This window comes from Arthrobacter vasquezii (genome assembly GCF_029455255.1).
Classification (GTDB): domain Bacteria; phylum Actinomycetota; class Actinomycetes; order Actinomycetales; family Micrococcaceae; genus Arthrobacter_D; species Arthrobacter_D parietis.
Map to the genome: position 1 here is coordinate 150,592 of NZ_JAROKN010000003.1, position 12,978 is coordinate 163,569.

Annotated in this window: 10 protein-coding genes and 1 pseudogene; 5 read left to right on the forward strand and 6 right to left on the reverse strand. The window is 63.6% G+C overall.

Features of this window, described 5'->3' with window-relative positions; translation table 11 throughout:
- Positions 1-4 precede the first annotated feature (4 nt).
- A complete protein-coding gene (locus tag P4U43_RS02755) occupies positions 5-2,689 on the forward strand; it encodes a multicopper oxidase domain-containing protein (RefSeq protein WP_277357338.1) in 2,685 nt (894 codons plus the stop codon).
- A 28-nt stretch (positions 2,690-2,717) separates the two neighbouring features.
- Here P4U43_RS02755 and P4U43_RS02760 read toward each other — a convergent pair whose 3' ends face one another.
- Positions 2,718-2,930 carry a hypothetical protein gene (locus P4U43_RS02760; RefSeq protein WP_277357339.1) on the reverse strand — a complete coding sequence of 71 codons (213 nt, stop codon included), beginning with the start codon at positions 2,928-2,930 and terminating at the stop codon, positions 2,718-2,720.
- A gap of 91 nt (positions 2,931-3,021) precedes the next feature.
- Complete coding sequence (gene ptsP / locus P4U43_RS02765; protein ID WP_277357340.1) at positions 3,022-4,722, reverse strand: phosphoenolpyruvate--protein phosphotransferase; 1,701 nt, start codon at positions 4,720-4,722, stop codon at positions 3,022-3,024.
- Positions 4,723-4,788: 66 nt separating this feature from the next.
- Between ptsP and P4U43_RS02770 the strand changes: the two genes are divergently transcribed.
- Genes P4U43_RS02770 through P4U43_RS02780 form a run of 3 tightly spaced genes read left to right on the forward strand, consistent with a single transcriptional unit; the run spans position 4,789 to position 8,844 of the window.
- The gene (locus tag P4U43_RS02770; protein ID WP_277357341.1) at positions 4,789-5,517 is read left to right on the forward strand and encodes a TetR/AcrR family transcriptional regulator; all 729 of its coding nucleotides are present in this window, start codon (positions 4,789-4,791) and stop codon (positions 5,515-5,517) included.
- A 58-nt stretch (positions 5,518-5,575) separates the two neighbouring features.
- The gene (locus tag P4U43_RS02775) at positions 5,576-7,693 is read left to right on the forward strand and encodes a PTS mannitol transporter subunit IICBA (RefSeq protein ID WP_277357342.1); all 2,118 of its coding nucleotides are present in this window, start codon (positions 5,576-5,578) and stop codon (positions 7,691-7,693) included.
- Entirely contained in the window at positions 7,693-8,844 is a 1,152-nt protein-coding gene (locus P4U43_RS02780) for a mannitol-1-phosphate 5-dehydrogenase (protein WP_277357343.1), read from the forward strand. The genes P4U43_RS02775 and P4U43_RS02780 overlap by 1 nt, the downstream gene beginning before the upstream one ends.
- 78 nt (positions 8,845-8,922) lie before the next feature.
- Here P4U43_RS02780 and P4U43_RS02785 read toward each other — a convergent pair whose 3' ends face one another.
- The 3 genes and pseudogenes from P4U43_RS02785 to P4U43_RS02795 all read right to left on the reverse strand — a co-directional run bounded on the left by P4U43_RS02785 (position 8,923) and on the right by P4U43_RS02795 (position 10,918).
- On the reverse strand, positions 8,923-9,396 hold the full coding sequence (locus tag P4U43_RS02785) for a cupin domain-containing protein (RefSeq protein ID WP_277357344.1): 474 nt from the start codon (positions 9,394-9,396) through the stop codon (positions 8,923-8,925).
- Between the two features lie 148 nt (positions 9,397-9,544).
- Positions 9,545-9,709: pseudogene (locus P4U43_RS02790) on the reverse strand (spore photoproduct lyase family protein); the annotation flags it as partial.
- A 24-nt stretch (positions 9,710-9,733) separates the two neighbouring features.
- Positions 9,734-10,918, reverse strand: coding sequence for a N(5)-(carboxyethyl)ornithine synthase (locus P4U43_RS02795; protein WP_277357346.1), 1,185 nt, complete (start codon positions 10,916-10,918; stop codon positions 9,734-9,736).
- 156 nt (positions 10,919-11,074) lie between these two features.
- Between P4U43_RS02795 and P4U43_RS02800 the strand changes: the two genes are divergently transcribed.
- Complete coding sequence (locus tag P4U43_RS02800) at positions 11,075-12,190, forward strand: FUSC family protein (protein WP_277357347.1); 1,116 nt, start codon at positions 11,075-11,077, stop codon at positions 12,188-12,190.
- A 30-nt stretch (positions 12,191-12,220) separates the two neighbouring features.
- Here P4U43_RS02800 and P4U43_RS02805 read toward each other — a convergent pair whose 3' ends face one another.
- A complete protein-coding gene (locus P4U43_RS02805; RefSeq protein ID WP_277357348.1) occupies positions 12,221-12,532 on the reverse strand; it encodes a hypothetical protein in 312 nt (103 codons plus the stop codon).
- Between the last annotated feature and the right edge of the window lie 446 nt (positions 12,533-12,978).

Below are 12,978 nucleotides of genomic sequence, written 5' to 3' on the forward strand. Positions count from 1 at the left end.
CACTATGAGAACGACGACGACGGGCCGGCTGCCGGCCGCACGGGCGTCCTGGCATCGGAAGGCCAGCAGGCCGGTGCTGGTCTGGTTTGTGCTGCTGCTAGTGCTGGCGCTGGTTCACCGGTGGGTGCCGGAGTCCCGCTGGTTGCTGGTCCACATGTTCGTGCTGGGAATGGTCACGAACTCCATCCTCATCTGGAGCCAGCACTTCGCAGAGGCTTTGCTGAAGAACCGGCTCGGCGAGGAGCAGCGGAACATCCAGGTGCTCCGCATCCGTTTGCTGAATCTCGGCATCGCAGCCACTGTTGCGGGTGTACTGACCGGCATCTGGGCGCTGACGCTGGTGGGCGCCGTCGTTATCGGAGCCATGGTGACCTGGCATGCAGTGTCCCTGATGCAACAGCTGCGGACGGCTCTGCCGTCCCGCTTCGGGTCAACGATTAAGTACTACATCGCAGCCGCGCTGTTGCTGCCGGTCGGTGCTGCCTTCGGTGCAGTTCTGGCGTACGGGCTCGATGAGCGCGTGCATGCGCGGTTCCTGCTGGCTCACCAGGCGCTGAATGTGCTGGGCTTTGTCGGTCTCACGGTCATCGGAACGCTGGTGACGCTCTGGCCGACCATGCTGAGGACCCGCATGGTGGACGGGCTTGCGCGCGCGGGGCGCTGGGGTCTCGCGGCCATGCTCGCCGGGACGCTGTTGACGACCGTTGGGGCGCTGGCTGGGTGGGCCGTTCCCGCTGCGCTGGGGGTGCTCGTCTACCTCGACGGCATAGTGATCACCGGGTTCTACTTCGTCAAGTGCGCCCTGCAGAAGCGGCCCAACGACTATTCCACATTCTCTGTGGCTGCGGGACTGTTCTGGCTCACCGGTTCACTGCTGGGACTCTTCCTCCTGATCGTCACCGGGCCGGCGGACCCGGAGCGGTTGCACCTGCTCACCGTTCCGGTGGTTGCCGGTTTCGCCGCCCAGGTACTCCTGGGCGCCATGAGCTTCCTGATGCCCACCGTTATGGGCGGCGGTCCGGTGGCTGTCCGCAACGCGCTGCAGGAAACCAACCGCTTCGCGATGCTGCGGATCGCAGTCATCAACTTCGGCCTGCTCATCTTCGTGTTCAGTGAGGCCAGTTGGGTCAGGGTGATTACCTCAGCGCTGGTTCTCGCCGCTTATGTGTCCTTCCTGCCGCTCATGGTCCGCGCGGTGAGGGTCTCGGTGGCTGCGCGGAAAGCGACGGTCCGCGACCAGGATGGGTCCAACGGACTTCGGCGCCCGGTGCGGGTGACCATCGAGCCTCCTCCGGCTCCGCAACGCCATCTGGCCTTGGCCGCGGCCGGCGTCGTGATCGTCCTGGCGGGAGCAGGAGCGGGCATCATGCTGGACCCGGCGGCGGTTGGACTGAACCTGGCTCAGCGGGCCGGGACCGCCGAGGTAGAGGCAACCGGTGAAGAAACCCGCGTCAAGGTTTCTGCGCGGGACATGCAGTTCCACCCGGCGTCCGTGGACGTGCCTGCCGGGAACACGCTGGTCATCGAACTGAGCAATGATGATCCCACCACCGTGCATGACCTCGCGCTCGAAACGGGCGAACGGTCGGAGCGCCTCCGCCCGGGAGAAACAGCCATCCTGGACGCCGGCCTCATCACGGCAGGCACGGACGGCTGGTGCACCGTCGTCGGGCACCGGAGCATGGGGATGGTGTTCGAGGTCAACGTGATTGGCGGTCCCAGTGATGATCCGGCTGCGGCAGCCGGGGCCAACTACGGGAGCGATAGCAACCATGGCGGCCATGGCGGGAGCGGCGGTACCGGCGGGCCGCTCAACCTCAGCGAGGACCCCGGCCCCGGCTTTGTGGCGCGTGAAGCGGCCCTCCAACCGGCGCCGGCAGGCACGGTGCACCGCTTCACTTTCGAGATCAAGCAGGAGCAGCGCGCCATCGCTCCGGGGGTTCTCCAGGAAGCGTGGACCTACAACGGGCAGGTTAACGGCCCAACCCTGCGCGGTAGGGTCGGCGACACCTTTGAGATCACGCTGGTCAACAACGGGAGCATCGGGCATTCAATCGACTTCCATGCGGGCGCGGTCTCTCCTGACGAAGTCATGCGCTCCATCCCGCCCGGGGAATCCCTGGTCTACCGGTTCCGCGCCGAGCGGTCCGGCATCTGGCTGTACCACTGCGCCACCGCGCCTGTCTCGGCCCACATTGCCTCCGGGATGTTCGGTGCGGTGATTATTGATCCGCCGAACCTGCCACCCGCCGACCGCGAGTACCTCCTGGTGCAGTCGGAGGCCTACCTTGAGGACGGCTCCGGTGCGGTGGATGTAAGGGCGATCGCTGCGGGGCAACCGGACGCCGTCATATGGAACGGACACGCCAACCAGTACATGTTCCAGCCGCTTCAGGCGGAGACCGGTGAACGCGTCCGCGTGTGGGTGTTGGCGGCCGGGCCTTCGCGCGGTACCAGCTTCCACATCGTCGGCGATCAGTTCGACACCGTCTTCAAGGAAGGCGCCTACCTTTTGAGAAAGGACAATCCGGAGCAGGGCGGTGCCCAATCACTCGACCTTGCGCCGGCTCAGGGCGGTTACGTGGAACTTCAGTTCGACCAACCTGGAAACTACATGTTCCTCAATCATTCCCTCGCTGATGCCGAGCGGGGTGCGCAGGGGATGATCGCGGTCACCGAGGCACCGTGATGTCACCGACCTTCGTTGAGCAGTCTCACTACCCGCGCTGCTCGTCCTCCTCGTTGGTGGGGCGGTCGTCATCTGCCGCGTCAGTTGCCGCGCCCGACGGCGTTGCCCCACCCTCGCCTGTCCAGTCGCCCTGATCGCTGGCGTCGGCGGCGGGATCGGACTGGACATCCGGATCGACCGGCGGCTTGCCCGGCAGGTCCTCGTCGATTTCCTGCGGCTTGTCCGACGTGCTTTCGCTCATGGTCTCTCCTCGCGTATCCGAATAGCTGATACCTGAGTCCTATGCCCCGGCGACGGTCCGCGTCAAGGCCGTCACCGGGGCGCCGGGCAGGTCAGAGGCCGAGGTCTTCCAATACGGGTAGCTTGCCCCGCACGGCGCTCCGGGCATCTTCAGCGGTGCGCGCGGAGAGTGCAAGCTCTGCCAGTTCCTGCGCCTGCGCCAACGTCACGGTCTTGAGCACAGCTGCCACCGCGGCCAGGGACCGCGCGGTCATGGACAGCGTGGTGACGCCCAGACCCACCAGTACGACGGCGAGCGCAGGGTCCGCTGCCGCCTCACCGCAGACTCCCACCGGTTTGGCGTTACGTTCTGCGGCTGCGCCCTCGGTTGCCGCGCCTTCGGCTGAAAGGCGGACCAGTCGCAGCACGGCCGGCTGCCAGGGTGTGTTGAGCGCTGCAAGGGGGCCAAGCTGGCGGTCCGCCGCCATGGCGTACTGCGTGAGGTCGTTGGTGCCGAGGCTCGCGAACGACACCTCGCGGAGGATGGCGTCCGCGGTCAGGGCAGCGGACGGCACTTCCACCATCACGCCGGGCGTCTTCAGGCCGGCGCCGGCACACATGGAGGCGAACTTCGCAGCCTCGTCCGCCGTCGAGATCATGGGTGCCATCACCCACACGTCTGCTTCCGACTGTTCAGCGGCGCGGGCAATTGCCTCGAGCTGCCGCTGCAGCACGCCGGGGGAGGTGAGGTCCGTGCGGTAACCGCGGACCCCCAATGCCGGGTTAGGCTCCGTCGCGTCCGTGAGGAAGGGGAGCGGCTTGTCCGCTCCGGCATCGAGGGTACGGAGTACAACCTTCTTGCCGGGAAAAGCGTCGAAGACGCCCTGATAGGCAGCTGCCTGCTCATCGACGGTCGGCTCGCTGTCCCGCTCAAGGAAACAGAACTCGGTCCGGAACAGGCCAACTCCTTCGGCCCCAAGCTCGGCTGCAGCCACAGCGTCTTTCGCTCCGCCCACATTGGCGAGGAGGGGCACCAGATGACCGTCCGCCGTCGTGCCCTGGCCGTCAAAGTCAGCCAGCAGTGAAGCTGTTTCCTCCCACGCGGCAGCCGCGCTCCGTTCGGCATCCCCTGGTTCCTCGACAAGCGTGCCGGCCGCGCCGTCGACGTACACTTCCGCGCCGTCGGGCAGGTCGTCGACGCCGGGTGCTGCCACTACGGCAGGCAGCCCGAGGGAGCGGGCAATGATGGCGGTGTGCGACTGCGGGCCGCCGCCCGATGTGACGAGGGCGAGGACAACGGCGGGGTCCAGCGTGGCGGTGTCGGCCGGCGCAAGGTCCTCGGCGACGAGGACAAACGGTGTGGCAGAGGCAGGAATGCCCGGAGCCGCCTGGCCGCGGAGCTCCGCGACAATGCGGGAGCGGACATCAAGGACGTCCGTTGCGCGTTCAGCCATGTACCCGCCGAGGTTGTGCAGCATCTCGGACACTGAGGCCGCGGATTCCCAGACGGCCCGCTGGTTGGACAGACCTTTCGCGATCAGCTTCCCGGCGCCTTTGAGCAACATCGTGTCCCTGGCCATCAGCGCCGTTGCCTCAAGGACCGCCTTGCCGTCACCTGAGGCACGCTCGGCACGCGACTTGAGTTCGTCGTGGACCGCCGTTGCTGCCTGTTTCAGCTCCGCCGTTGCCTCCTCGACGCTCACGCCGTCGGGAAGCTGTTCCCCGGCCGGAGGTTCACTGACGGGTTTGGGCATCTGGCGGACCGGTCCGATCACTCGACCGGGGCTGACGCCTACTCCTTGAAAGTTCTGCACTGGAGGTCCTCATTTTCGTTGTGACGCAGTTCATATAGCGTTGCTATAGGTGCTAGGCTAGCGGCCATGAGTTTCGAAGGCCAGCCGCCGGCGAAGATGAGACTGCTGCGTGCAGCCGCAGAACTGTTGGCCAACTCTGCTGGAGCTCCCGTTTCCACCCGCCAGATCACCCAGCTGGCGGGGGTGAGCGCGCCTACCCTGTACCACCATTTCGGTGATAAGGAAGGCCTGTTTGATGCGGTGGTTTCAGCTGGTTTCGAAGAGTATGTGGCGGGCGAGAGAGATTTTGCCCCGTCCGGACAGCCGCTGGTGGACATCCGGCGGATGTGGGACAACCACGTGCAATTCGGGCTCAACCAGCCGGAGCTCTATCTGGTGATGTTCGGCAATATCCGCCCCGAAAGCCGCCCGGCCATCGTTGCAGATGCCGAGGCGCTCATGGAGGAGATGCTGAACAAGGCCGCTGCTGCCGGCCAGTTGAGCGTTCAGCCGCGGGAGGCGGCCAGGAGCATCCTGGCAGCCAACGTGGGAGTAACGCTCATGCTGATCGCAGAAGCTGTCGTTGACCGGAACCTCGATCTGTCCACCATGACCCGGGACGCCATGATCTATGCGGTGGCTTCGGATCAGGCGGAGCAGAACGGGAACGAAACGTCTGGAAAATCGTCGGTTGTGGTGGCTGCGATCGCGTTGAATGCAGCACTGCAGTCATCGCACTCCGATCAGCTGTCCAGTTCCGAACTCAAGCTCTTCCTTGAGTGGCTCCACCGGATCTCAACCAGTTCCACCACATAGTGCTCCACATCTATCGGACCATCCTGCGCTGGCGCGGGACTCACGGTTAGGAAATCACATGGCAACAGAGACAGCTGCGAAGCCCAAGGGCAGCATGCGCGTCGGCGTCCAGAAGTTCGGGACGTTCCTGTCCGGCATGATCATGCCCAATATCGGTGCATTCATTGCGTGGGGACTCATTACCGCGCTCTTCATTGAAGCGGGCTGGCTTCCGGTTGCGGAGCTGGGCGGCTTCGGAACGGATGCGGAGGGCAACCCGAATACCGGCCTTGTGGGCCCCATGATCACCTACCTGTTGCCGCTCCTCATCGCCTACACCGGCGGCCGGATGGTCTATGACGTCCGCGGTGGCGTCGTCGGTGCAATCGGCACCATGGGCGTGATTGTCGGCGCTGGTATTCCCATGTTCATCGGCGCCATGATCATGGGCCCGCTCGGCGGCTGGACCATGAAGAAGATCGACAAAATCTGGGACGGCAAGATCAAGCCCGGTTTCGAGATGCTGGTCAACAACTTCTCCGCCGGCATCTGGGGAGCAGCACTCGCGCTGATCGGCTTCTACGGTATCTCCCCGCTGGTCGAGGCATTCAGCACGGCTGCGGGCAACGTGGTCCAGTTCCTGGTGAACAACGGGCTCCTGCCGCTCACCAGCATCTTCATCGAGCCCGCCAAGGTCCTGTTCCTGAACAACGCCATCAACCACGGCGTCCTCACCCCGCTGGGTGTCCAACAGTCACTGGAGGACGGCAAGTCCATCCTGTTCCTCCTCGAAGCAAACCCCGGCCCGGGCCTCGGCATCCTGCTGGCGTACATGTTCTTCGGCCGCGGCATTGCCAAGGCGTCCGCTCCCGGAGCTGCAATCATCCACTTCCTCGGCGGCATCCACGAGATTTACTTCCCATACGTCCTGATGCGCCCGCTGCTGATCCTGGCCGCCATTGCCGGCGGCATGACCGGAATCGCGACGCTCGCCGTCACCAACTCCGGCCTGGTCGCCCCTGCCGCTCCCGGTTCGATCATTGCTGTACTCGCCCAGACGGCCCGTGACAGCTACTTCGGTGTGATTCTGTCGGTGATCCTTGCGGCCGCCGTGTCCTTCCTGGTTGCCTCGGTGATCCTGAAGACCTCGAAGCAGAAAGACGACGACGGCGATGAAGGCGGTCTTGCGGCCGCCACCTCGCGGATGGAATCGATGAAGGGCAAGAAGAGCTCTGTTGCCTCCAACCTGACCGGTGGCGAGAACGTTGCTGTGATGGCCGGACCGATCCAGAACATTGTTTTTGCCTGCGACGCCGGCATGGGTTCAAGCGCGATGGGCGCATCGGTACTGCGGAACAAGATCAAGGCGGCCGGCTACCCGGACGTCAAGGTCACCAATGCTTCGATCGCGAATCTACGGGATGATTACGACGTCGTGGTAACCCACCAGGACCTGACGGAACGGGCCAAGCCCGCTACCTCCAGCGCAGTGCACGTCTCTGTGGACAACTTTATGAACAGCCCCCGGTATGAGGAAATCGTGGACCTGGTCAAGGAAAGCCGCAGTGACAGGGCGGATGCAGGTGCAGCAGCGGGTACCGGCGCCGGCTCGGATGCTGATGCCGGGTCCTTCGGCGGCGCACACGCTGCCGGAGCGCACGCGGCGGGAAATGCCGCGGAAGAGGCAGCCGGCGGGACGTCTCCTGATGCTCGAGGAGCCGGCGCACACGCTGCCGCAGCGTCTGCGGATGGTGAGGAATCGGCGTCGGACATCCTGGTTGCCGAAAGTGTTGTGCTCAGCGGTTCCTCGACCAACAGGGATGCAGCCATCGACGAGGCAGGGCAGCTGCTGCTGGCTCGCGACGCAGTGGATGAGGGCTACCTCCGCGCCATGCATGAACGCGAGGAATCCGTCTCCACCTACATGGGCAGCTTCCTGGCGATTCCGCACGGCACCAACGCGGCGAAGGGCCACATCCGCAAGTCCGCGGTGTCCTTTGTCCGCTACCCGGAGGGAATCGACTGGAACGGCAAGGAGGTCAAGTTCGTGGTCGGCGTGGCCGGTGTGAACAACGAGCACCTGCACATTCTGTCCTCCATCGCGAAAGTCTTCACGGACAAGGGGCAGGTGGCCCAGCTGGAGGCAGCGACCTCGGCTGAGGAGATCCTCGAAATCTTCCGAAAGGTCAACGCATAGTGAAGGCAGTCCACTTTGGAGCAGGGAACATTGGGCGCGGCTTTGTTGGGCTGCTCCTCCATCAGGCCGGCTATGAGGTGGTGTTCGCGGATGTAGCGGACGCTCTCATCAGCGAGCTGGCGGGCGCGGAGAATTACTGCGTCCACGAGGTGGGTGAGCATCCGGCCGTGCATGCAGTCGACAACTTCCGGGCGGTGAACTCCACTACGGAGGAGAGTCGGCTGCTCGAAGAGATCGCGTCGGCGGACATCGTGACCACAGCTGTGGGCCCGCACATCCTTAAGTTCGTGGCGCCGGTGATCGCGAAGGGGATAGCCGCACGGGCGGGCGGCTCCGCCCCGCTGCAGGTCATGGCCTGTGAAAACGCGATCAACGCGACCGACATCCTTCGGGAGTTCGTCGCTGCATCCTGGGATGAGGCAGGCGGGGACCTGGCAGACCGTGCGGTCTTCGCCAACACTGCAGTGGACCGCATCGTTCCAAATCAGGAGCCCGGCCAGGGCCTGGACGTGACGGTGGAGACCTTCTACGAGTGGGTGATCGACCGTACCCCGTTCGGGAACAATCCGCCGGTGATTCCGGGGGCGATGTTCGTGGACCGGCTCGGCCCGTATATCGAGCGGAAGCTGTTCACCGTGAACACGGGACACGCGTCGGCGGCCTACTTCGGGTACCAGGCGGGTTTGGAGAAGATCTCCGAGGCCATGGCTGATCCGTCAGTAGCCGCCGACGTTCGAGCGGTCCTCGGGGAAACCAAGCAGCTCCTCGTGGACAAGCACGGCTTCGATGAGGGGGAGCAGGAGGCGTACGTCCAGAAGATCCTTGGGCGCTTCACCAACCCGCACCTTCCGGACACCGTGAACCGGGTGGGGCGGGCGCCCCTGCGCAAGCTCAGCCGGAATGAGCGGTTCATCGGTCCCGCTGCCGAGCTCGCCGAGCGCGGTACTACGCCCTCGGCGTTGCTGAAGGCGATTGCGTCAGCGCTGCGTTTTGATGACCCGGCGGATGCCGAGGCGGTTGAGCTACAGAAGCTCCTCCGGTCCTCAGGGGCAGCCGAAGCTACTCAACAGATCACCGGGCTCTCATCGGACCATCCGTTGTTCCCGGATGTGCTGAAGCTTGTGGAGGAGCGGCAGAGCGCGCTGGTCTGAGTTCTGATCACACCGAAACGGCGCCGTACCCCATCGGGGGTGCGGCGCCGTCGTCGTTCTTCTTGAGGGTGCGCTGACTCAGGCGCTCTCTTCACCCTTGGTGTCGACTTCCTCAACCCAGCTCGGCGGCTCGTCCTTGCCCTGGTCCTCGTCCTTCTCGGCGTCTTCCGGGGTTTGCTGCACGATGCCCTGGGCGTGGTGGGTAGGCGCGTAAATGGTGTAGAGGCGGAGTGCTTCGTCGCCGGTGTTTTCGACGTCATGCCAGGTTCCGGCTGGCACCTGAATGCTCCAGCCGTCCTCGACATCCTGCTGGTAGGAGAGGTCGTCCTTCGACGGCCCCATCTTCACGCGACCAGTTCCTGCGTCAATACGCAGGAACTGGTCAGTGCCGTGATGCACTTCGAGGCCTATTGCACCGCCCGGCTCAATCGACATGAGCGTCACCTGCAGGTGCTTGCCTGTCCAGGCGACGCGACGGTAGGCGGCGTTTTCGGTTGTGGCGTCCTCGATGTTGAACGCGTTGGGGTTCGGTCCGTTGTCAGTGATGTCCATGAATCCATCCTTGACCATCCCGGCCAGGACCGCCAGAGTGATGGCGGGCCACCCGCCGGCCTCGGAAGGCTGATGGGCCTTCGGTTCAGGTCCAGTAAAGAAGTTACTCCCGCGAGCAAGGAAGTGCTGCTGCGCTGGTATCCCAGGATCAAAAACGGAGGGTGATTATTTCGGCCGTCAGGTCGAGGTCGCTGACGCCGTCGACTGCCTCGGAGACGTCATTCAGCAGGGCGCCATACTGCTCCTGCCAACCGGGTACGGGCATGATGGGCGCGATCGTCAGACCCACCCGATAGCCGGCCGTCGATACCGCGCGAAGGGCTGCGGTGTTCCTCCTTCAAGCAGGCACTGGGAGGTGTGGGTACTCGGGTTCTCGTTGCTGGAATTGCAGTACGTCCGGGTTCAGGATGACCCCCTCGCGGATTTCGATCGCGCGGCTGATGGTCTCGCTCCGAGCCCAGGCCGCCGGGCCTGTGATGACGGTTTCCAGGAAGGGCAGCAGAGCCTCGCTGATCTCCCAACTGGCGGAATTCCAGAGGTAGGAGGGGCTGTGATCGACCGCGTAGTAGTCGATGTGGTCGCCCACCGTGAACATAGGCTGGGCAAAGGTGGTCGGCTTGGCCCAACTGAAGCCCATACCCTCATCGCAGGAAACATCAACAATCAGGCTGCCGGGCCTGAAAGCGTCCAGGTCCTTGGTGCTCAGGTAGGTCAACGGTGCATTTGGGTCCTGCAGAGTGCAGTTGACCACGATGTCCCTTTCGGCCAGGAATGGCGCCAGCGGTACCCGTCCGCGTTCGGTGATGACCTCGCTGAGGAACGGTGCCTCATGATTGTGGTCAAACTGGGCGATCCGTACCGAATGGATGGGTGATCCGACGGCGGCCACTCCCCGGTTGGTCAGAACCTGGACGTCATGGATGCCGTGGGCATTGAGGGCGGTGACGGCCCCGCGTGCCGTTGCCCCGAAGCCGATGACGACGGCGCTCAGCCGCCGTCCGTAGTCGCCGGTAGCGCCGGTCAGGGCGAGGGAGTGCAGCACTGAGCAGTAGCCGGCCAGTTCGTTGTTCTTGTGGAACACGTGCAGGCCGAAGCCGCCGTCGCTGGCCCAGTGGTTCATCGCCTCGAAGGCGATCAGCGTGAGCTTTTTGTCGATTGCCAGTTGGGTGATGGCCCGATCCTGAACGCAGTGCGGCCATCCCCACAGGATCTGCCCGTCGCGGAGTTCGGCGAGATCCTCGGGTTGCGGTTTGGGCAGGAGAACGACGTCGGCCTCCGCCAGTACACGCTCGCGTGGGACGATGCCGCCTACGAGTGGTGCCAGCTGGGAGTCTGAAACACCGAAACGCTCACCGTACCCTTCTTCCAGGATCAGGTGCTGCAGCAATTCGGGGGCAATGCGTGTCAGATGCAGGGGGTGTATCGGCAGGCGCCGCTCATCAGGTTTTCGGGTGCTGGAAAGGACGCCGAGGGTGAGGCGATCGGTCTCGGATGGTGCCTGGCGGGGGGACTTATCTGCCATGATCGCTCCTGTCGCGGAACCGAATGGGTTCCTTGCTTTGAACGTTACAGGCATGCCGGGGCTCTGCGGGAAGCTATATCAAGGAACCACTTCATTTCACCCCGGCATACGATAGTAAGTATGCTTGTTAATCGACCTCCTCCAAGATAGGATTTTTTGCCACAGGACACGCAACGCACGCTATTGAACAGGCTGGGCTGGCTGAAGCCCTCCGTCACACGCTCGAGGCTGCTACTTGCCTGCAAGGCTGCCCTCGCCGTGGGTATAGCCTGGGTGGTTGCGCCGCTGATGCCCGGAGTCGTGGATGAATACCCCTACTACGCCCCGCTCGGCGCGTTGCTCAGCATGCATTCAACGCTCAAAGGGTCGGCGAAATACGGTCTGCAGATCCTCGCAGGGCTCGCCCTCGGTATTCTCCTCGCCGCGATCGTGCTGGTTGTCGGTGCGCCAAACTTCCTGACTATCTCGCTCGTGGTCGCCGTCGGTGTGTTGATTGGCAGCATGCGCTGGCTTGGAGCCCCGGGCCAGGAATACTTGCCCATCGCGGCACTATTCGTCCTGATTGTGGGCGGCCAGGACGCAAGCGGGTACGCGATCGGCTACCTTGTGCAGATGATCGTGGGCATAGCCGTAGGGCTCCTGGTCAACCTCCTGGTTCTTCCGCCCCTGACATTCGATTCTGCTGTACAGAAGGCATCACGCTTCCGTCGGAGCCTGTCGCGTCACCTCAACGACGTCGGTACCGCGCTGACGGAGAGCTGGCCTCCCACCCGCGAGGACTGGGCCGGCCAAAATGATGCATTGGCTGCAGCGGCAGCGGAAGTGCGGGGGACCATCCACCTCGCTGATGACAGCAGGAAGGGCAACCCGCGGGCAAAAATTCATAAGCGGAACCTGGAAGCAGATTATGAGGACTTGGCTGCCCTTGAGAACGTCACCTTCCATATCCGCGACCTAACCGAGGTACTCGCGGGGGCGGTGTGGGGAAAGCCTTTCCCGGTGGAACTGCCGGCAACCCTATGTGAACCACTCAGCCAAGCGATTCTCGCGGTAGCCGACGTGCTGGACGCTTGGGACGGGCAGGCGGACCCACAGGAACCCATCAAGCATGCAGAACGCAGTATTGAACGGCTCCACGCTGGACTTGATGAGCATCGTTCCGGGGGTCCGGCATCGATGAGCGCCGGTGCCACTGTTGCCATGGCCCTGCAGCGGATACTGGCAGCCGTCAGGATCCGGCTGGAGGGCGCCCGCGCGGGTCACGCGGACTGACGGAAATGTTGGTTGGATAGCTGCGTCGTCTCACACACCTTCGAGTGAACCCTCGCCGGATTTCTCGACACGACGCACCACTGCAAGGTGGACAGCAGTGTCCGCGACTCGGTGGATCGAGTCCAACGATTCGACAATGTCATCGCCGTCGGGGGTTTCGATTACCAGCCGCCCTTTGAAAGAGGGCGTATGTGTGCCGGCATTGCAGCGCACTCCTGCGGCCAGCATTCTTCGGGCCTGTGCTCCATCAAGTACCAGGTCCGGTGATGGTTTCACGCCCTGAGCAAGCTCTAGAGCTTTCACGACACCGATGAGAGCGCCGGTCCGATCTAGTACGGCCATACCAATGCGAATCCTGCTCAAACCTGCCATGTTTTCATTCCCTGTCATTGAAGCGTTACGCCTTCAACGCTAGAGAAAGGGCATGGCTAGGACCCGAGAGATGGCTGACAGCAGTGTGCAAGCCCGCTTCGTATTCCCTGATAGCGCGCTAGAAGTTTGCTCCACGCGGTTCAAGGGGAACAAGATCGCAGGGCTGCGATATGGGCGCGTCCCCCGTGGGTTCACGAAAACTGAAGCGCCGGTGGGCGGGAACCCAAGCGATCAGTTCTAAATGTGTCGGTCTAACACCGTGAGTTGGCTGTAGAAACAGATGAAACTCCCGAAGGGCTGACATGGGTCCGGGGTGCGTGCACGCAGACGTTCTTAACGGCTGCCGTTTCACACCGAAAGGGTGTAGCAACTGATTGATCGCATCTTGTCCTTGACCGAGCGCGTATCACCGGGGC